The organism is Massilia sp. 01N410 (assembly GCF_056399665.1).
The window spans coordinates 68,903-89,646 of the sequence record NZ_JBFTRV010000005.1 but is presented as its reverse complement, the minus strand read 5'-3'; the positions used below and the strand labels follow the sequence as shown (position 1 = coordinate 89,646).

At 68.0% G+C, this 20,744-nt stretch carries 14 protein-coding genes; 1 reads left to right on the top strand and 13 read right to left on the bottom strand.

Translation table 11 applies throughout. The features are described 5' to 3' along the window. Positions 1-101: 101 nt before the first annotated feature. The 13 genes from AC1DOP_RS08555 to AC1DOP_RS08495 form a co-directional block, all read right to left on the bottom strand. Positions 102-2,207: an ArnT family glycosyltransferase gene (locus AC1DOP_RS08555; RefSeq protein ID WP_477250769.1), complete on the bottom strand. Its 2,106-nt coding sequence runs from the start codon at positions 2,205-2,207 to the stop codon at positions 102-104. A gap of 2 nt (positions 2,208-2,209) precedes the next feature. Further along, positions 2,210-4,291 (bottom strand): DUF7024 domain-containing protein, encoded by a 2,082-nt coding sequence (locus AC1DOP_RS08550; RefSeq protein ID WP_441934776.1) that lies wholly within the window; start codon positions 4,289-4,291, stop codon positions 2,210-2,212. Continuing rightward, positions 4,288-5,079: a PIG-L deacetylase family protein gene (locus AC1DOP_RS08545; protein WP_441934777.1), complete on the bottom strand. Its 792-nt coding sequence runs from the start codon at positions 5,077-5,079 to the stop codon at positions 4,288-4,290. Before AC1DOP_RS08545 ends, AC1DOP_RS08550 begins: the two co-directional genes overlap by 4 nt. Continuing rightward, entirely contained in the window at positions 5,069-5,947 is an 879-nt protein-coding gene (locus AC1DOP_RS08540) for a GNAT family N-acetyltransferase (RefSeq protein WP_477250768.1), read from the bottom strand. Before AC1DOP_RS08540 ends, AC1DOP_RS08545 begins: the two co-directional genes overlap by 11 nt. Continuing rightward, a complete protein-coding gene (locus AC1DOP_RS08535) occupies positions 5,944-6,321 on the bottom strand; it encodes a GtrA family protein (RefSeq protein ID WP_441934779.1) in 378 nt (125 codons plus the stop codon). Before AC1DOP_RS08535 ends, AC1DOP_RS08540 begins: the two co-directional genes overlap by 4 nt. Then, positions 6,318-7,364 (bottom strand): glycosyltransferase family 2 protein, encoded by a 1,047-nt coding sequence (locus AC1DOP_RS08530; protein WP_477250767.1) that lies wholly within the window; start codon positions 7,362-7,364, stop codon positions 6,318-6,320. Before AC1DOP_RS08530 ends, AC1DOP_RS08535 begins: the two co-directional genes overlap by 4 nt. Positions 7,365-7,413: 49 nt before the next feature. After that, positions 7,414-11,532, bottom strand: coding sequence for a glycosyltransferase (locus AC1DOP_RS08525; protein WP_477250766.1), 4,119 nt, complete (start codon positions 11,530-11,532; stop codon positions 7,414-7,416). A gap of 2 nt (positions 11,533-11,534) precedes the next feature. Further along, on the bottom strand, positions 11,535-12,806 hold the full coding sequence (locus tag AC1DOP_RS08520) for an FkbM family methyltransferase (RefSeq protein WP_477250765.1): 1,272 nt from the start codon (positions 12,804-12,806) through the stop codon (positions 11,535-11,537). Beyond that, a complete protein-coding gene (locus AC1DOP_RS08515; RefSeq protein WP_477250764.1) occupies positions 12,803-14,026 on the bottom strand; it encodes an ABC transporter ATP-binding protein in 1,224 nt (407 codons plus the stop codon). Before AC1DOP_RS08515 ends, AC1DOP_RS08520 begins: the two co-directional genes overlap by 4 nt. Continuing rightward, complete coding sequence (locus tag AC1DOP_RS08510) at positions 14,026-14,832, bottom strand: ABC transporter permease (protein ID WP_477250763.1); 807 nt, start codon at positions 14,830-14,832, stop codon at positions 14,026-14,028. The genes AC1DOP_RS08515 and AC1DOP_RS08510 overlap by 1 nt, the downstream gene beginning before the upstream one ends. Positions 14,833-14,967: 135 nt before the next feature. Further along, a complete protein-coding gene (locus AC1DOP_RS08505) occupies positions 14,968-15,711 on the bottom strand; it encodes a Crp/Fnr family transcriptional regulator (protein ID WP_477250762.1) in 744 nt (247 codons plus the stop codon). A 16-nt stretch (positions 15,712-15,727) separates the two neighbouring features. Then, the gene (locus tag AC1DOP_RS08500; RefSeq protein ID WP_441934785.1) at positions 15,728-16,978 is read right to left on the bottom strand and encodes an outer membrane protein assembly factor BamD; all 1,251 of its coding nucleotides are present in this window, start codon (positions 16,976-16,978) and stop codon (positions 15,728-15,730) included. Continuing rightward, complete coding sequence (locus tag AC1DOP_RS08495; RefSeq protein ID WP_477250761.1) at positions 16,975-18,894, bottom strand: CHASE2 domain-containing protein; 1,920 nt, start codon at positions 18,892-18,894, stop codon at positions 16,975-16,977. The genes AC1DOP_RS08500 and AC1DOP_RS08495 overlap by 4 nt, the downstream gene beginning before the upstream one ends. A gap of 193 nt (positions 18,895-19,087) precedes the next feature. Here AC1DOP_RS08495 and AC1DOP_RS08490 point away from each other — a divergent pair, with 193 nt between their 5' ends. Then, positions 19,088-20,443 carry a FecR family protein gene (locus AC1DOP_RS08490; RefSeq protein WP_477250760.1) on the top strand — a complete coding sequence of 452 codons (1,356 nt, stop codon included), beginning with the start codon at positions 19,088-19,090 and terminating at the stop codon, positions 20,441-20,443. Positions 20,444-20,744: the final 301 nt, after the last annotated feature.

The window sequence follows — 20,744 nt, the reverse complement described above, 5'->3', positions numbered from 1 at the left end:
GGAGACAAGGCGCCCGGCCGTTAATACATTGACCATGGCAATTCTAGAGAAGCCGGGCGGCATGTACTGTTAGCCGACGCACCCACGCGGCGCCTTGCCGGCTACGCGTCGGGCGTGGAAATCTCGATGTCGGTCAGGCCCAGGCCCAGCGGGCGGGTGTCGATCGAGGGACTGACGTCGTGCGGCGCGGTCGGCTTCGGGACCTCGATTTCCAGGCTGCGCTGCCTGCCGTCGGTGCTGAAGCGCAGGGTCACGTCCTGGGGCAGGTCCTGGACGCGGAAGCTCTGCTCTTCGCCGCCGATGCGCATCGTGAACGGCAGGCCGGTATTCGGGCCGAATGCCTGGGCCTTGATCACGACATTGACGTGTTCGGGCAAGGGGCGGGAGAAATGCAGCACGATGCGCTTGGCTTCCGACCAGCGCCCCCAGGACTCGAGGTGAGACAGGCCCTCGGCGGCATCCACCGGGCCGGAGGGAAGCGGCTCCTTGAAACGGGTGACGCCGATCACCCGGCGGCGCGTGTCCATCCGCGCCAGCGTGTAGCCGGCCGTGGCGACCTCCGGCTGCACGCCGGGCGGCAGCGGATGGTGGCCGATCACCAGCAGCCATTTGTTGCGCAGAGGCATATGGTAAGGCTGCAGCGGTGTATCCGGCGGCAGGTCGATCATGCCGGTGTCCGGGGCGTCGACATGGAACTGGGCGCGCATTACCTGCAGGACGTCGTTGCCGACCACCGTGATCTGGTTGCGCTCCGCCGCCGGCACGTAACGATGGGCGAACTTGCCGGCCGCATCCGGCTGCGAATTCGGATCGATGTTGTGCAGATAGGCGGCGGTACCGAGCATGCCCTGCACCGTCATCCAGGGCACGGCGACGAACAGGAACAGCGGCACGGCCAGGCGGCTGCCGCGCGCCCACAGCAGGAGCACCAGCAGCTCGATGCCGACCGCGATGCGGCCGGGCAGGCGGTCGATGCCGACGGCGTGGATCTCCGGGCCGTCGACGGCATTGGTGGCATAGCCCGGCAGCTTCCAGACGGCGCAGGCGAGCACGGCGGCCAGCAGCAGGGCCACCGGCCAGGCGCGCGCGGGCGGCGCATCCGCGCGAGGTGCGCCGGTCGCGGCGGCGGCAACGGCCAGCAGCAGCGGGAACACGAAGCTGTAGTAGCGCAGATGCAGGCGCAGCACTTCGGTCGGGGCGACGTCCGCGATCGATGCCGTGAACATCACCGTCATGCCGCCCGCCGCGCCCAGCATCAGCAGGGCGTACAGCTGGAGCTGCAGGAGCGTAGGGCTGGCTTGCTGGCGAGTCTTGCGGCTGGCCACGGCCTGGATGAGCAGGGCCAGCGGCAGCGCCAGCAGCACCGTGAGCGCCATCAGGTGGCCGGACCCGCTGGTCCATGCCGGCCGCAGCAGCTCGAGCAGCGGCCGGCGCGCGTGCGCGTTGGCGGTGCCGGTATAGAAGCTGCCGAACACGCTCAGGGCTTCGTTGCCGGCGAACAGGTAGCCGAGGCCGAACTTGATCGCCAGCGTCACGGCCGCCGCCAGCAGCGCGGCCAGCGCGCCCCTGGCCAGCCAGTGCGCCCGGCCCGCCAGCCAGCCGGCGGCGGCCAGGTAGAGGCAGAGCGCGGGCAGCAGGAACAGGGCATGGACTTTTACCAGGCTCATCAGGCCGAGCACGGTGCCCGCCGCCAGGCCCTGCAGCGCCGCGTTCCCGAGCGTATCGCGGTCGCGCCAGGCGAGGACCACCCAGCTCAGCACGGCGAAGCCGAAGTAATACGTTGCCTCCGGCATGAAGAAGGAGGTGTAGATGTTGAGGGGCGTCAGCAGCGCCACCATGGCGACCAGCAGCGCCAGCGGCCTGGACGCCACCCGGCGCGTCACTGCGTAGATGAAGGGCGCCGAGGCGACGAAGAACAGCTCGTTGCCGATGCGCACGCAATCGAGGAAGCCGTCGCCGCAGGCATTGGTGGCGCGGAACAGCCAGAGGTAGAGATACGAAGGCACGATGGCGTCGCCGAGCGGCTGCAGGCGCGACATCTTGCTGTAGTACCACTCATCGGAAAAGATCGCCGGATTCAGGCCCTGGTTGCGCAGCAGCAGCCAGACGAAGACGGCGCCGCACAAGGCCAGCAGGCCGGCGGCCGGGAGCAGGCGGCGGCGGAGCGGGGTCGTGGCGGCCGGCGGCGTGGTCGGAAATCTGTCCATGATCAGTTCGCCGGCGTCGAGATCTCGATGTCCGCCAGCGCGATGCCGAGCTTGCGCGGATCGCGCGGATCGCCGTATTCCTGCGGCGATACCGGATGCGGCACCTCGATCGTCAGGCTGCGCTGGGTGCCGTCGGTGTCGAAGTGCAGGCCGATTTCCTGCGGCGAACCGCTCAGGCGGAATGGCACGCTGCTGTCGCCGATACGCATGGTGAATGGACGCTCGGTGTTGTCGCCGTAGGCCCAGGCCTTGAACACGATGACGGTATGTTTCGGCAGGGGCGCATTGAAGTGCAGCACGACCTGCTTGGCATCGGACCAGCGTCCGAATTCTTCGATGCTGGACAAACCTTCGACCCCGGCCAGCAGGCTGCCCGGATTGGGCGGCTGATTCAGGTGCGCGCTGCCGATGATGCGGCGCTCGTTGTTTATGCGTATCAGCTTGTAAGAATCATTCTGGGCGACCGGTGCCAGGCCCGGCGGCAAGGCGTGGTTGCCGAAGACCAGCAGCCATTTGTTGTGTACCGGCACCTGGTAGGGCTCGATCGGGGCATTGGGCATCAGTTCCAGCATCGCCGAATCCTTGCTGTCGACATAGAACTGGGCGCGCATGATCTGGCCCACGTCCGCGCCGGCAACCGTGACCAGGCCGCGCTCCGCCGGCGGCACCAGGCGGGCGGCGGCCTTGCCGGCCATGTCGGCGTCGCGATCGTCCCTGAACGCAGCCAGCTGCCTGTCATTGCTGGCGATGCCGCTGGCGATGTACAAGGGCGTGAGGACGAACAGGAACAGGCGCAGCGCCGAGTCCCGGCCGGCCGCCCACAGCAGCAGCGCAAGCACTTGCAGCGCGAGCACGATCTGGCCGCCGGGAAGCGTCAGGCGCAGGGCGTAGGTTTCCGCGCCGTCGACCGCATGGATGGTGTAGGACGGCAGCTTGACGATGGCGACCGCCAGCACGGCGGACAGTAGCAGCGCGAGCGTCCAGCGCAGCGCCGCCGGCGCTTCCCTGCGGCGTTCCAGCGCGGCCGCGGCGACCACCCACAGCAGCGGGAACACGAAGCTGTAGTAGCGCGCGTGCACGCGCAGGCCTTCGGTGCTGCCGGGGGCGGCCAGGGTGGCGGTATAGAAGATGGTCATGCCGGCGCCCGCGCCCAGCATCAGCAGCGTGTAGATGCCGACCAGGTCGGCCTGGCCGGCCTCGGCGCGCTTGCTGGGACGCAGCACGCTCTGCACCAGCAGCGCCAGCGGCAGTCCGAAGGCCAGCACCAGCAGCATCAGGTGGGCGCGGCCGATGACGAAGGCCGGCTTCAACAATTGCAGCTTGTCGCGGGCGCCGACGGCGTTGGCGCCGCCGCCGTAGAAGGGACCGAACAGGCTGAGGCCGGCTTCCCCGGCGAGCAGGTAGCCGAGGCCGAACTTGACCGCGAACATGGCGGCGGCGGCGACCGCCATCGACAGCACGGCGCTGCCCAGCCAGGCCTTACCCTTCATCCAGCGGGCGTAGGCCAGGAAGGGCAGCAGGGCCGGCAGCAGGAAGACGGCGTGGACTTTCACCTGGCTCATCAGGCCGAGCAGGACGCCGCAGGCCAGCGCATGCAGCGCCCAGTGCCAGTGGCCGCGGGTCAGCGCGACCCAGCTCAGCACGCAGAAGCCGAAGTAGTAGAGCGACTCCGGCATGAAGTAGCTGGTGTGCAGGTTCAGCGGGGCCAGGGTGGCCAGGAGCGCGATCGCGGCGGCGATGTTGCGCGTGGTGACCGTGCGCGCGATCAGGTAGACGAAGGGCGCGGCGGCAACGAAGGCCAGCGCATTGCCGGCGCGCGCACATTGCAGGAACTCGGTACCGCAGGCATTGGTGGCGCCGAACAGCCACAGGTAGAGGTAGGAGGGGACGATGGCCTCCGCCAGCGGCTGCAGGCGCGCCATCTTGCTGTAGTACCACTCGTCGGCAAACACCGTCGGATTGATGCCCTGGGTGCGCAGCACCAGCCAGCAGCCGATGAACGCCAGCGCCAGGCCGAAAGCCAGCGGGAAGACATGCCGGCGCACGCCGGGCGAGCTCGTCACAACGATGTTCTCTCTCTTCATTTTGTCTCTTCAGGATGGTTGTTACGCCAGGCGTCGAGTGCGCCGGTCATGCGGTCCCAGCTAAAGAACCTGCGTTTTTCGTAGTACAAGGGGCCCGGGTGCGGGCGCTGGTCCAGGCGCGCCGGGTCGACCGGCTGCAGGGACTGGGTGCCGCGCAGCAGGTAGTGCAGCAGCACGAAGGGAAACAGGCCGATCCAGGTGCCGCGCTGCGAGGGGTAGGACAGGCAATGGCCCAGGTAGGTTCGGCGCGCCCGCCAGGGAATTGACGTGCTTCGGACCGGACCGTTCTGCGGCAGCGGCGCCAGCACGCGGAACAGCGGCCCGGGCAGGCCCGCGGCCTGGTACAGCGAATACTGCCAGGTGCGCGCCAGCAGGCCGCGGCGCGCCGCCAGCGTCACCGCCAGCGCATGCAGGGCGTCGTGGTCGTGGTGTCCGCCTTCCCAGGCGGTGACGTGCAGGGAGTCGATGTCGTCGAAGCCGTCGAGCCAGCCGCCGAGCCAGCGCGCGGCGCGCTCCAGGTGCTGCGGCAGCTGGCCATCGCCGATCCCGAGCTGCTGGCCGGCAAAAACCACGTCCTCGCCCTCGACGCCCAGGCGCGCCAGCACCGCCAGCGATTCCAGGTTGCGCTGGGCCGCCGTGGCCTTCGGCGTGGCGCCGTCGGTGAAGTAGGCGCAGGCGACCCGCAGGCCCTGGGCGCGGCAGTCGGCGATGCGCTGGAACACGCCAAATTCGTCGTCCTGGTGGGCGAACAGGAACAGGGCGGTCGGCCGCGCGCGCTCAGTAGGCATCGAAGTCGAGGAAGGAGAAGGCGATTCGGGCCGGATCCAGTCCGGACACGCGCGGCGCGAACGAGCGGTAGATCAGGTTCAGCGGCGACGGGCGCAGCGACATCGGGATGCTGGCATAGTTCCAGTAGCTGCTGGAAGCGTCCGGCGCCAGGCCGATGAACAGGCGCAGCGGCGACAGCGGCGGCGCCGGCCGTGCCTGTTCCAGATCGGACAGCGCGATGCCGTCCGCAGCCAGTTCGGCATAGGCCGGCAGCTTGTTGCCGCTGGCCGCCGCGTGGAAGCGCAGCTTGGCGCCGCCAATGCGCATGAACACCGGGTTGTGCGGGTTGGCGCAGCGCCAGCGCAGGGCGGCCGGGCTCCAGCTGCGCTCGAAGGACAGCGCGGACGAGGGGGCTTTCATACCATGGCGCAGGCCGCCGATGCCGATGCGCGCCTCCAGCGGGCGCACCAGCTGGAAGCCCAGCTTGCGCACGAAGCCGGGGGTGCTGTTGGCATTCGCCACGCCGTACACGCCGTCGAAGCCCTGGGCGGCGCCAGCCTCGAAGGTCTTCGCCGCCAGTGTCGTGAACAGGCCCTTGCCCTGGTAGTCCGGATGGGTGGCGGTGTTCAGCGACAGCAGCACCGGCACCTCGCTGCCCTCGACCCAGGCGCGGGCCGGAATGCAGACGTAGTGGGCGGCCAGGCGGTCGCCGTCCCAGGCGTCGTAGCCGACCGCGCGGCCGTCCGGATTCTCGGCGTACAGCCACGCCAGGTAGCGCGGCGTAAACTTGTCGGTCATCGGGAAACAGGCGCTGAACAGCTCGCCGTAGCGCGCCATGGCGTCGGCGTCCGTCCGGACCGGGGCAAAACGCAGTTCGTTCGTGCTCATGGCGTGCTCTTCCTGAAAATCCAGAACTTGCTCAGCAGGTAACCGTTGATCGAGACCAGCGGCAGCGACACGATCTTGCCCAGCAGCGGCATGCCGGCCAGCGACACCGCCAGCGACACGCAGCCCATGGTCAGCAGGTAGTTCAGGCCGACCACGCACAGGTAGCGCGCGAAGCTCGAGGCGCTGGCCGCGGCCTCGAAGGTCACGCGGCTGTGGAAGGCGTAGTTGACCAGCAGGCCGGCCAGGAAGCCGGCGGTGGTGGCGCCGGTGAAATGCGCGCCGGCACGCAGCAGCAATTGCATGATGCCGATATCCACCAGGGCGCACAACAGGCCGCCGGCGACGAAGGTAGCGAACTGGCGCGAATGGCTCATGAGCTTGGGCCTGCGGCCTGCGGCTTGCGAAACAGGATCTTCTTGTGCAGCGGATTGCGCGGCACCGAGGCGATGTCGTAGGCCAGGAAAGCCAGGATCAGCTGCACGCCCATGATGACCGGCAGGGCGGCCAGCATCACGGTGCCGGCCGGCGTGGCCAGGTTGTGGCGCTCGGCGCCGATCCAGTGGACGATGCCGAAGACAGAGCCGAACAGCAGGCTGGCGACGCCCAGCGGCAGCTCGATCGAGGCCAGCGACATATTGCGCAGGTAATAGTTATAGAACAGGCGCTTGAAGAAATTGCGCACGTGCTTGGCCGCGAACTCGGTGACGATGCGCGAGATCTTCAGGTTGCTGACCTCGTCGCCGTAGACGGCGTCCATCGGTACGTCCGTGACCACCGCGCCAAGCGTGTTCAGCCGGAACAGCATGTCGGTCTCGAAGAAGTAGCGGCGGCTGATCTTGTCGAAGGGCAGGTAACGCGCGGCATCGGCGTGAATTGCCGTATAGCCGTTGGTCGGGTCGAACAGGTCCCAGTAGCCGGACGACAGCTTGGTGAGGAAGGACAGCACCGCATTGCCGAACAGGCGCATCGGCGGCATCGAGCCGATCCGCTCCAGGTTGAAGAAGCGGTTGCCCTTGGTGTAGTCGGCCTCGCCGGCCAGGATGGGCGCGACGAATTGCGGGATCAGGCTGGCGTCCATCTGGCCGTCGCCGTCGACCTTGACGATCACGGCGGCGCCGTCGGCGATGGCGGCGCGGTAGCCGGTCATGACGGCGCCGCCCACGCCCTGGTTCTGCTCGTGCTCGATGACCGTCACGCGCGGGTCGCGGCAGTTGGCGCGCACGAAGGCGCCCGAGCCGTCAGGGCATTTGTCGTCGACTACATAGATACGCGCGACCTCCGGACCGATGCCGGCGATGACGCCGAGGATGTGGCGGGTGACGCGATAACTCGGAATCACGACCGCGACCGGCGCGGCCAGGGCTGCCGGGTTGCCGGCAACCGGGGCGCCGGCAACCGGGGTGTCGAGCGTATTCATGGTGGGGTCTGCGGGTGCGTTCATGGTGGACAGGATACGTCAGTTCGCCTCAGGATCGCTGCGGCGGGAACAGGATCGCCATCAGTTCGGCGGCGTTGTCGGCCCAGGTGCGCGAGGCGATGCCGATCGACGCCGGGGCCCGGCCTGCGGCCTGCAGGCGCAGCCAGTCCTGGATGGCCGCGGCCAGGGCCGCGCCGCTGTCGCCGCTGAAGTAGCTGGCGTGCTCGCCGGCGACTTCGCGGAACACCGGCAGCTCGCGCACCAGCAGCGGCACGCCATGGCGCGCGGCCTCGATCAGCGGCAGGCCGAAGCCTTCGCCTTCGCTGGCCACCAGCAGGCAGGTACTGGCGGCGTAGATGCGGTCGAGGTATTCGTCGCTGGCGCCGTGCAGCACGAACAGGCGGCGGTTCAGCTCCGGATGTTCGCGCAGGCGCGCCATCAGCGCCGGAATGGTGCGGCGCTGGTTGTCCGGCAGGCCTTTCCAGCCTTCCGAGCCGACGATCGCCAGGCGGACGTCGAGGCCTTGCGCCCACAGCCGCTCGAAGGCGTCCAGCGCCTGGGCATGGCCCTTGCGCGGCTCGATGGTGCCGATCATGGCGAAGGTCGGCGCGGCGGAGATGGCGGCCAGCACGGCAGCGGCATCTTCCGGCAGGCCGGTGCTCGGCCTGGAGGCGTCGATGTCGGCGCCGTGGTGCAGCACGGCGAACTGCGGCAGTGCGCGGGCCGAGGTCTTGGCGGCGAGCCAGGCACGGGTTTCCTCGGCCACGGCGGCGCTGATGCAGACCAGGCAGTCGGCTTCCTTGCCGACGGTGCGCAGCCAGTCGCCGAATACCTTCTCGACGCGGGGCGGGAAGAAGTTCGGGCGCAGCACCGGCAGGATGTCGTGCACCATGAAGCAGATGCGCACGCCGATGTCGCGCCAGCGCCCGTACAGCCCGATCCTTGCGGCCTCGTTCACCGCGCCCGGGAACAGGTCGGGGCAGTAGAACACGTCGCCGCGGGCGACCTGGACTTCGTCGTCGTGCACGCCGTAGCTGTCGGTGCCGCCCAGCTCGTGCAGGTAGCGGCGCGCGTAGCGGTAATGCCAGCGGCCGCCTTCGTCGCTGAGGTAGACCGGCAGCACCTGGCGGTCCCGGTTCTGCAGCTTCAGCAGCGCGAGCAGCTGGGCCCGCACCACGCGCTGGATGCCGGTCTTGAGGTCTTCGCGCACCATCGCCGACATGTCCACCAGCAGCTGCGCCGCCATCCGGTCGGCGGCCACGCTGGCGTGATGGCGGTCGTGGACGACGGCGTCCATCAGCTGGCGGGCGCTCTGCTGCCAGGTCAGCCACGGCATGCCGGTGGAGGCCGGCGCCTTGCCGGCCGCGTGCAGCGCCAGCCATTCCTCGATGGCCGCGGCCAGGTCCTGGGGCTGGGTGCCCTCGAAGTAGAAGGCGTGTTCGCCGGCCACTTCGCGGAACACGGGAATGCCGCGCGCGATGATCGGCAGGCCCTTCTGGGCCGCCTCGATCAGCGGCAGGCCGAAGCCTTCGCCTTCGGACGCGGCCAGCAGCGCCGAGCTGCGCTCGTACAGCTTCAGCAGCATCTCGTCGGAGACGCCGTTGAACCAGAACAGCTGTTTTTCACGCTCGGGATGCGACGCCAGGCGCTCGGCCAGGGCGTCGACCAGCCAGCCGTTCTTGCCGACGATGACGAGATTGACCGCCACGCCCTTGGCCCACAGCAGCTCGCAGGCGGCCAGCGCCTGGGCCTGGCCCTTGCGCGGTTCGAGGGTGCCGACCATGAGGAGGCTCGGCGCGTTCCGCAGCGCCTGCAGCGTGTGGGCGGCGTTGTCGGGCAGGCCGCTGGTCGGCGCGCTGGCGTCGATGTCGGCGCCGAGGTGGAAATGGGCCAGCTTGAGCGGCGCCACCCGGCGGTTCGGACGCTGCGCCAGCCAGGCGGCCAGCTCGTCCGCCACGGCGCGCGAGATCGTCACGATGCCGTCGGCCACCAGCGCGATGGTGTCGATGAAGTCGCCGTAGTATTTCTGGGAGCCGAAGGGGAAGCAGTCCGGCCGCAGCAGCGGCAAGAGGTCATACACCGTGAACCAGATTTTCACGCCCTTGCCGCGCAGGGCCTGCAGCTGCGGCTGGTTCTGGGTGGTCAGGCTGGAGGCCAGGTCCAGGCCCAGGAACAGGTCGCCGGCGCGGGCTTCGATCGGCGCATCCTCGAGCGCCAGCGGCGGCACGTCCAGCATGCCGCAGGTGAAGCGGCGCGCATAGCGGTAGCAGTGGTTGCCGCCTTCGCTGTACACCGGTTCGATCCGGTAGCCGGGCGGCGGTTCCTTGATCAGCGCCAGCACGATGCTGCGCACCACGCGCTGGATGCCGGTCTTGTAGTCGGCCTGCACCAGCGCCGAGATGTCGACCAGCAGCTGGCGCGGCGCGGCCGGCAGGGCGTTCGCGGCCATCATGGCGGCGGTCTCGACCAGCGCCGCCTCGTCGGGTGGACGCGGGGTGCCGGGCGCGCTCAGCGCGGTAACCAGCCGGCGCCGCTGCGCGGGCGCGCTGTCGCGGGCGAAGGCTTCGATCGCGTCATGGTAGAGCGCGCCCACCGCGGCCGGCGCGTGCTCGCGCGCGATGTGATCCCGGCCGGCCGCGGCCAGCTCGGCGCGGCGGCCCGGTTCGGCGTGCAGCGAGGCGAGGGCGGCGCTCAGCTCGGCGTCCTCGAACTGGTCGGGCAGCATGCACAGCGTGTCGGGCGGCAGGTCGGCGGCGGCGCCATGGGCATTCACGATGGCCGGCAGGCCGTGCATCAGGCAATCCAGCACCGAGGCCGAGGTTTCGCCGCGGGTCTGGGCGCGCAGCTGCACCGCGCAGTCGCTGGCGGCCAGCCAGTCCTGGTAGTCGGCGGCGCTGACGAAACCGGTAATGCGGATGCGCGCGGCGGCGCCGCTGCCGGCGATCTTGCGCTGCAGCTCGATGCCGTAGGTGCCGGGGTCGTTGGCGCCGACGAACACCAGGCGGCAGCGCGGATCCGCCGCCAGCGGCGACGCCAGGAAGGCATCCAGCAGGCGATGGTTGAGCTTGGTCTGGCCGAGCATGCCGAAGCTGCTGACGACGTAGTCGCCGGCCTCGATGCCCAGGCGTTCGCGGGCGGCGCGGCGCGCGGCGTCCTGGTCGGCGCCGGGCGCCACCTGGCCGCGCAGCAGCGGAATGGTGCGCCAGTCATCGGCGCTGCCGGGGCCGTACCACTGCTCCGCCAGGCGGCGCGAAAAGTCGCTGTGGACGATCACGCCGGCGGCCCGGTCCAGCACCTCCTTGTTGCAGGGGTATTGCCAGATCGTGGGGTTGCGGCCCTGCTCGCGGTGGTCGCGCAGCCCGGTGTAGCCGTGCGACGCGTACAGCGCCTGCAGGAAGGCTTCCGGCACGTCGCCGTCGCGCTCCATGTTGTCCAGCACCCCGCTGAGGAAGAAGTCGTGCAGCACCACGGTGCCGGGATGGCGCCGCAGCAGCGCGAACATGTGTTTGTGCGCATTCGAATTACCGAAGTGGTACAGCACCCGGTCGTAAGACGCGCCATGGCGTTCGAAATACGCGACGTCGCGCTGCACGAAGCGCTGCAGCGATCCGTCGGGCGTCGCACCCGGGGTCAGCACCAGTTCGACCTCGTAATGGCGCTCCAGTTCGAGCAGCAGTTCGGCGCTGTAATCGGCAATGCCCGAGTGCTCGGGCGGCAGGGGCGACACCAGCGCCAGCGTCGGCTTGGCGGCACCGTCTGCGGCCGCCGGCATCGCGGTGGCGGCTACCCTCGGCAGCCGCTCGATCGCGCGCCACAGTGCGGCCGCGTCGTCGCTGCCCGCGGCCTGGAGGCCGGCGGCTTGCGCCGTGTCGAGAATGCGGTCCGGCGCCAGCGAGGCCAGGAAGCCGGCGCGCAGCGCGGCGGCGGCATGGCGGCGCCACGGGTCGCCGGCCGCCGGTTGGGCGTAGATGTGGAAGCGGCCGGGCGGCAGCAGGCCGTCCAGCGCATGGCGCAGGGCGTCGGCGTCGGCCGGGTCGCGGCCGCAGACCGTCACGTGGACCTCGTGGGGGCCGCTGTCGCGCAGCAGGGTGCGGGCCAGCGCGCGCAGCGCGGCCGTGTCGGACGAAGGCGCCGTCTGCGGCGCGTTGAAATCGATAATCAGGCGCATTGTCATTCCTGGCGCGGTGCGTAGGCGCTGCGCAGTTGGTCGAGTGCCTCGCGCGCCGATTGCGGCAGTTCACGCAGGGCGGGCGGCACGGCGCTGGCCGGCGCCGCGGCGTCGGCGGAGGCGCGTTTGGCGGCGGCCAGGGTGCGCGCCACCAGTGCTTGCAGGCGGGGCGAACGCATCACCAGCGGCAGCACGGCGCGGCGCAGCGCCTCGCGCGACGTCAGCCAGCGCAGGCCGCGGCGCGCGGCGCCCTTGGCCTTGCGGCGGGCGATCCCCGCCATGCTGTCCGGGCCGCGGCGCGCGATGAAGCGCAGCGGCGCGGTGATGCGCCACGAGGTGCTGTTCAGGGTCGCGATCAGGCGCTGCTCCAGGTCGCGCGCCCACAGCGTGGCCTGCTGGCCGCTGGCATGGGCCTGCGCCAGCTCGCCGCTCAGGCGGGCGATCTCGGCTTGCGCATCCTGCTTTTCCAGTTCCAGCGCGTCGGCGAACTGGATCATGTCGTGCAGTTCCGCGCGCACGGCGTCGATTTCCTGCTCCCGCTCGTGCAGCGCGCGCCCGGCGGCGGCGTTGGCGATCCAGGCGCGGTCCAGGTGCCAGGAGATGTAGTCGTCGAACACGTTCGGCTGGATGCCGAAGTGGCGCATCAGTTCCTGGTGTTCCTCGGCCACGTAGTAGCGGTTCAGGCCGTCGAACCAGGCGTAGCGGTAGCGCTGGCTGGTGACCAGCTGCTCCCAGGCTTCGTGGTTGGTCTCGCGGCTGTTCGGCAGGGTCGCTTCGATCACCAGCACCCATGGGCGCCAGTGCGCGAAATCCATGCCGCGCAGGACCTCGCCCTCGAAGCCCTCGACGTCGATCTTCAGGAAGTGGATGTCGCCGCCCACGTGCTCGGCGCAGATCGACGCCAGGGTGCGCACCTGCACCGTCAGCTCGGCAACCGTGTGGCCTTCGGCGCGGTGCAGTTCGGCGATCGCCGCCTCGGGCGAGGCCCAGCCGCGCACCGCCGGCACGTCGTACAGCGTCAGGCTGCCTTCGCTGCTGCCGGCGGCAAGCGCCAGGTTGATGTCGCGCGGGCGCTGTTCGCGGAAGGCCTCGATATGGGCCGGCAGCGGCTCGATGTTGATGCCGTGCCAGCCGGCGTCGTAGAAGGCCCGGGTGACCGAATGCTCCTCGGGGTCGCTGGCGCCGACGTCGATGTAGAAGCCGTCCTGCACGTGGCCGAGGGCGCGCCACAGCAGGACGTCTTCGTTGTTCTGGGCGTAGGAAATGAATCTCATGGGCGTTGGATGTCGATGTCGGGGTCGAGCCAGGCCGAGCCCTCGAAATGCGGCCGGCGCATGTTCATCACCGTGAACACCAGCGCCAGGTCACGCCATTCGTAGTTGTTGACGAGGTGGGTCTCGGTGCTGACGATCGCCGTGGCGACGGAATAGGTGCCCGCCCCCAGGTTCATCGGGAAGCGGAAGCGGAAGACGACTTCCTCGCCGGCGCCGACGTTCTCGAGCGGCAGTTCCTTCAGGTGGGTGTTGGTGCCGTACATGGGCTGGCCCAGGCGGTCCTTGATCATATAGCCCAGCACCATGCGCGGGATCGGGGCCTTGGCCAGCACGCGCACCTCCAGCGTGACCGGCGCGCCGACGTCGACCACTTCGATCCGCTCGCCGTGCTCGTCCAGCAGGGCGATGTCGGCGACGGTCGCCTCGCCGGTGCCGGACACGGTCTGCACCTTGCCCTCCGGGGTCGCATTCAGGCGCACGGTCTCGTTCTCGCGCTCGGCGATCATGGCGTTGTAGTAATCCATGATCTCTTCCGGCGGGCCTTCCTTGGCCAGGCGGCCGCCGTCGAGCAGGATGGCGCGGTCGCACAGCGACTGGATCGCCTGCTTGTCGTGGGAGACCAGCAGCAGCGTGGTGCCGTGCCGGCGGAAGCTGCGGATGCGGTCGAAGCTCTTGTGCTGGAAATAGGCATCGCCCACCGACAGCGCTTCGTCGACGATCAGGATGTCCGGACGGCGCGCGGTGGCGACGCTGAAGGCGACCCGCATCTGCATGCCGCTCGAGTAGACGCGCACCGGCTGGTCCATGTAGTCGCCGATCTCGGCGAAGGCTTCGATCTCCGGCATCAGCTGCTGGATCTCGTCGACCGTCATGCCGAGCAGCTGGCCCGCCATGAAGACGTTCTGGCGCCCGGTGAAGTCGGGATGGAAGCCCATGCCGAGTTCCAGCAGGGCGGCCACGCGGCCCTCCATGTGGACGGCGCCGGTGGTCGGCAGCGTGGTGCCGGTGATCAGCTTGAGCAGGGTGCTCTTGCCGGCGCCGTTGATGCCGATCAGGCCCACGGCTTCGCCCGGCTCCACGGTGAAGCCGATGTCGCGCAGCACCCACTTGAGCTTGTGGCGCGGCCCGGCGCCGGGCAGCACCCATTCCGCCAGGCGCGACCAGCGCGTCGGGTACTGGCGATAGGCCTTGCCGAGGTTGGAAACGACGATCCGGCCCATCAGAGTTCATCCACCATTTCGCCGGCGCGGCGGCGGAACAGGCGCAGGCCGAGCGCGCACAGCAGCAGCGACAGCAGCAGCACCGGCAACAGCGCGGCCCAGTCGGGCGCCACGCCTTTCACCAGCACCTGCTGGTAGGCCTCGATCAGGCGCGCCATCGGATTCCAGCCGAGCAGGGCGCGCACCTCGGGCGGCAGGATCGTGACCGGATAGACCACTGGCGTGAACCAGAACCAGAACTGCATCGCGATCGTCACGAACTGGCCGACGTCGCGGAAGAACACGTTGAGCACGCCGGCGATCATGCCGATGCCGATCGCCAGCAGCAGCTGGATCAGCAGCACCGGAACGATGGCCAGGAAGACCGCTCCCGGGAAGGTGCCGGAGCCGAGCAGGAACAGCGTGAACAGGCCGAAGATGATGCCGAAGTTGACCAGCGCGTTGAGTACCACGATCAGCGGCAGGCAGATGCGCGGGAAACTGATCTTTTTGATCAGGTTGGCCTGCTCGATGAACATGTTCTGGCCGCGCGCGACGATTTCGGCGAACAGGCCCCAGGTCAGGATGCCGGCGCACAGGTAGATGCTGTAGGCGAAGGGCGCGTTGCCGCCGGCGCCGGGCAGCTTGTTGTGCATGACTTCGGAGAAGATCACGGTATACACCACGATCATGGCGAGCGGCGACAGGAGCGACCACAGCGCCCCCAGCATCGCATTCATGTATTTCGACTGGAATTCGCGCTTGACGCTGCCCAGTACGAAGCCGCGGTAAGCCCACAGGCCCCGCAGCATCGGCGGCGCGATCATGTCGCAGCAGGCACGGAAATGTGCGTGAGGTGTTTCTTCATATAGTGGCAAGGCCGTTCGAGCGCAAAATTATACTCTACGGTATTGCCACACAATTGGTACAGTTGTAAGCAAGTTTGGCAAGGATGTCGCCAATCAGGGCCCTTGAATCAGCTTTTGCAAGGCTTGTGAATCGAGGATCACCAGGCGGTTCGCCTCCTTTTGCACGATCCCCTGCTGGACCAGGGTCAGCAGCGCGCGGGTGACCGTTTCGCGGCTGGTATTGATCATGTTGGCAATGTCCTGGTGGGTCGGCAGGTTTTCGACGACGGCCGGCGAACCGCCGTCTTCCGGCTTCTTCTGCAGCAGCGATAAATACGTATAGATGCGGCGCGCCGTATTGTTGATGCTGAGCACGGCGCGGAATTCCGAATCACGCTGGATCTTCTGCGCCAGGTGCTTGAGCATCTGCTTGGCCACACTGGGCGAATGCGAAAACAGGTGCATCGCGGTGGCCGCCGGCAGGAAGGCCACCAGCACGTCGCTGGTCGCCACCACGGAGGCGGAGCGGGTCGATTCGTTGATGAGAGCAATTTCTCCGAAGAAATCACCCGGCGCCAGCATACGCAGGCCGATCGCGCGGCCGTCCTCGGTAATGTCGACCACCTGCAGCTGGCCGGAGAGCAGGAACAGCAGGGCGTCGCCGCTGCCGCCCTTGTGCAGGACCACTTCGCGCCGGTTGAAGTGGCGGATACGGATTTCCATATTTACGCGCCGCATGTCCTCTTCGCTCAGCTCGGACAGCAGCGGGATCTTGCGCAGGTTGATCTGGATCTGTGCCTGCACCTCGGCCGCCGTCGCGGCGTCGGTCCGGGCGGAGAGCTTGCTCGCGGAGGTCATCGATGGGTTTCCTGCTTCAAGGCAGCTGCCATTGCCAGCTCAGCTGCAAAACCCGGTCATTGTACTGAAAGATCGGTATGTTTTCTTTATTTTGAACGGCGCGTGCTTCCAGTTGTAGCGTTTGGTCCTTGGCAAACCGATAAGACAAGGCGGTACGCACGACCGCGGTCCGCTGCGCGCGCACGGCAGGGATCAGCAGTGCCGGAGCGTAGGGCCGTTCACTGTTCCAGCTCTGGCGCGTGACGGCCAGCTCGCCGATGAAGCCGGCCGGCAGCGCGCGCCGTACCAGCAGGCTGGCGTAGTTGCCATGGCGGTCGCCGCCCGGCCTGCCGGTATGCGCACGGTCGTCCAGCAGTGCGGCGCTGGCGCCGGCATACCAAGGGCCGTCGCGGTAGGACAACAGGGCGCGGCCTTCGAGTGTGGCCGAATTGAAGTGCGTGAGCGTCGGATAGTCGTACCACGAAGCGCTGGCGATCAGGCTGAGCTGGGTATTCGCGGGCAGCGGTATCTGGGGCGAGACGCGTGCCTGCAGCTGGCCCAGGCGCTGGTAGAGATGCCCGCCCAGCTTGACCGCACCCAGGTTGACGCTGGTCCTGACCGTCGTGCGCAGCACGCGCCAGGGGACTTCGACGCCGCCGAACAGGACTGCCGTGTCGTATTGGCGCAGGCTGTCGTTGCGGCGCCATTGGTACTGCAGGTAGGCGATGCTGCCGTTGGGCGTCAGCTCGCGCATGTGTTCCATGCCGAGCACGCTGTACTGGTCGTGGTGCGGCAGGAAGTCCGGCAGCAGGGGCAGCTCGACCGGCACGCCGGCATCGACCACCAGCGTCGACACGCTGGCGCCCTGGTTGACGTTCTGGTCGATGCCGCGGCCCACGGTCAGGGTCGTGGTGGCGGTCGGCTTCCAGGGTTTGCAGCCGGTTTCGCGGGTCTCTGCGATCAGGATCAGCATGTCCGGCGTGAGCTGGACGCGCGTCTCGAGCATTGCGAACAGGCGCTCGGCCTCGTCGGCGTTGCCCAGTCCGCACTGGGTCAGCGCCAGGTCGAGCAGGGCGCCTGCCTGCTGGGGGTTGGCAACCAGGCGGCGCAGGATCGCCGAGGCGTCCTTGCGGCGGCCTTCGGCCAGCGCTTCCATCGCCTCCTGGTACATGCGCGCCTCCACGGCTTCGCGATAGGCCTGCTGCTCGGGGGTGTCCGCGCGCGCCGTGGCGCCCGCACCTGCGAGCAGGACGGCGAACAGCGCCGGCAAGGTAAAACGCCTGGTCATGCGGCAGGCCCCTCCGCGGCGGCGCCGGCGATCGGGGTGCTGGTGGTGCTGCCCGCTTGGTTCATGCTGTCCTGAAGAGTGAATACGGTGGTAAGTTGTTCCTTGCCCCGCAGGCGGCGTTCGCCCAGCCGCAGGAAGCGATGCGCGCGTGCGCGTGCGGCGGTGCCGGGGCCGACAATGATGTCGTGCGGATAGTCGCGCGCGGCCTGCTCGAGGCGCGAGGCGGTGTTCACGCTGTCGCCGACCGCGGTGTAGATACTGCGGAAGCTGGTGCCGAAATCGCCTGCCATGGCAGGACCGCTCTCGATGCCGATGCGCACCCGCAGCGGCCGATGGCCGGCCCGCTCGCGCGCGGCGCTGAACCTGGCGACCCGCTCGACGATCATGCGGGCGGCGTCCAGCGCCAGGTCCGCATGGTGCTCGAGTGGAAGCGGCGCGCCGAAGAAGGCGACCAGGCCGTCGCCGGTGTACTTGTCGAGGGTGCCCTGGCGCTCGATCACCGGGCCGGTCAGGCAATCGAGGAAGTCGCGCGTGAGACGTGCCGCGTCCTCGATCGGCAGGGTCTCGACCTGGGCGGTATAGCCTTCCATGTCCGCGATCAAGGTGGTGACCTCGAGCTGGCGCGGCAGCAGCGGATCCTCGAGGTCGCTGCGCAGCAGTTCCGTCACCACGGCCGGCGCGACATACTGGCGCAGCGTACTGAGCAGGTAGCGCGAACGGCGCTGGGTCTGCTGCCACTGGTAGGGCACGGCCACCGCCAGCAACAGCAGGTTGGCGGCGAAAGGCGCGACGGTGTTGAAGTCCGGGTCATGGCTGCAGGCGAGCCAGGCCAGGCCGATCCAGGCGAGCGAACTCACGCCGAGCAGCGCGACACTGGCCATGGCCGACAGGTAGGGGAAGGCCAGCGGCACCAGCAGTGCGGTGAGCAGGGTCCAGCCCAGCGCCAGCCAGGCGCCCGGCCAGCGCGCCGGCGTGTCGCCGGCCTGGCGATCGAGCAGGGTCGACAGCATCGCCGCCTGTACGCCGAGGCCGGGGCGGCTGGCCGCCAGGGGCGTCGCCACACGGTCGCCGGTGCCGAGCGACGAAGAGCCGACCAGCACCAGGCGCCCGCGCACCCCGGCCGGATCGATCGCCTGGTCGAGGACGTCGGCGGCGGAGACCACGGTATAGGCTTTCCAGTCGCGCTTGAAACCGACGCGCATCAAGCCGGTATCGGCCAGCGCCAGCCTGCCTTTGCCGGCGCAGCAGTTGACCATGGCCAGCGCCAGCGCCGGGTAGGCGCGCCCCTCGTAGCGGGTGATCATCGGCACGCGGCGCAGCGTGCCGTCGGGATCGGGGATGAAGCCGATCGCGCCGATGTTCGGCGCCTGCGCCAGGGCCGCATAGTTGGCGATGTAGCCGGTGGCGTCGACGCCGTCCGTGTAGCCGTCGATGGCGCCGCCCAGCACGCCGTCGCGTACCGCTTCGGGACGTACGTGGGCCAGGTCGAAGTCGAAGGCCTGGGCCGGCACCACGGGACCGTGCCGTGCCAGCAGGGCCAGGCGCGTGTCGCCCAGCTGGCCGCCTTCCTTGGGCAGCAGGATGTCGAGCCCGACGCCGCGCGCCTGGTAATGCGACAGCAGGATCTCGACCATGTCGGCCAGGCGCTCGCGCGGCCAGGGCCACGGGCCCAGCCGGGCCAGGCTGGTTTCGTCGATATCGACCACCAGCACGCGCGACTCGGGCGCGTCGCTGACCTGCAGGCGCACAAAGGCGTCACGCATCCATTCGTTGGCGACGAAAGAGAAGTGCGATGGGGGAAACCATTCCAGCCCGGCCGTCAAGAGCAGCGCCAGCGCCGCGATCAGCCAGCGAACGAGGGCGGCACGGTGGGATGCTTGCGGCGTAGCAGTGGATTGTTTGAAAGGGACTGCCACGCGGATAAACGGTTCGTTGGAAATTGTAACTAAAGAAAAATTATAACTCTGAAAAGTTGCTTATGTGCACTGTAAGAATGGGTTAAGACAATTTAGTGACAAGCGGACTCAAGTGTTCAATTATAATTGTGATCGCTGTCACATCCAATTTCTTGCAGGACCCGCTAAGCTCGCGGGCAGGAGAGGACCCACTATGTCGCGTAACCTACTTGCCACCGCTGTTCTTGCAGTTGCCTGCCTCGGCCAGTCCGCCAGCGCAGCCGATGCCGGCCGCATCATTTTCGCCGCCGGCAAGGCAAGCGTCGGCGAGCAGCCGGCGCTGGAAGGCGGCACGGTGCAGGAAGGCCAGCTGCTGGCCACGGGCAGCGACGGCTACATCTATATAAAGACTGCCGACAACGGCCTGTTCATCCTGCGCCCGGGCAGCCAGGCGCGCATCGCCACCTATCGCATCGATAAGGCGAACCCGGCCAATACGCAGGTCAAATTCGAGCTGCTGCATGGGGTGGCGCGCAGCAAGTCGGGCGAGGCCGTCAAGCAGGCGCGCCAGAACTTCCGCTTCAATACGCCGGTGGCGGCGATTGGCGTACGCGGCACCGACTTTACCGTCTTCACCGACGAGCAGACTTCGCGCGTGGCCGTGCTGACCGGCGCGGTGGTGGTCAGCGGTTTTGCCGATGCCTGCAGCCGGGACGGGGTCGGCCCCTGCCAGGGCGCGGCCAGCCGCGAATTGTCGGCCGCCCAGCGTGGCCAGTTGCTGCAGGTGACGCGCGGCCAGGCTGCGCCGCAGCTGCTGAGCGGCAGCCCGCTGTCGCCCGACCTGGTGTCGCCGCCGCGTAACGATGAGCCGGTGGCAAAGGCCGATGGCGGGGCCGCGACAGGGCCCAGCCTGGAAGTCAAGAAAGTAGGGGCGCTGGCGGCGAACGTCGACCAGCCGGCCGTCAAGCCACCGGTATTGCCGCCGCCCGCGGTGCCGACGCCGCCGGTCGTGCCCGAGCAGCCGCAATTGCCGACTACGCCGCAGCAGCCTCCCAGTGGCCTCATCTGGGGGCGCTGGGTGCGCTTCGATGCCTTCAATCCAAAAATCTACCTGGCGCAGGAGATGGACAAGGCAACCCTGATCGCGCAGAACGGTGATTATGCGCTGCTGCGCAGCCCGGGCGCCGAGTTCGTCGCACCGAATAACGGCAGCGTCGGCTTCGCATTGCGTGACAGCGATGCCATCATCAATACGAATTATGGCTACGGTATCCGTACCGCCGTCGCCGCCACGGTGGCCAACGGGACACTGAACGTGGATTTCGGCAAGCGCAGTTTCGCGACCGGTTTCGACATCATCAGCGGCAGCGAATCGATTCCCTTCCGCGCCGTCGGAACGGTTCGCGACGACGGCCGCCTTACCGGCGATCAGGCCAACGAACGCCCCGGCTACTTGAACGTGCAAGGCTTGCTGAGTAACGACAAGGGTGGCAGTGCTTCGTATATTTTCGATGGCCGTATCGATTCCCAGCGCACGATCAATGGTGCAACTTATTGGTTGAAGAACTGAACAGCTGTACCAGAAAAGAATGCCCCGGGTTCCCGGGGCATTTTTTTATGGCTGCAACATTGTTGCGTGATTTTCTTGCCTGGCGGCATTCTAAATTCTCACCAATTGTTACATCGGTTGGGATGGCGTAAGCGCCGAATTTTTGGGCAAATTTTTTTCCTTCATAGGAAAAAAGCGCATATGCATTGTTAAAAACTGCTGCCGATGTAAAAAATTGTCGTAATTTTGAAGCAGTTTTGAAGTTTTGTGATGGCGATCACATTAGGTTGAATGTTCCGCATGTCATTATTCGGCCCGTTGG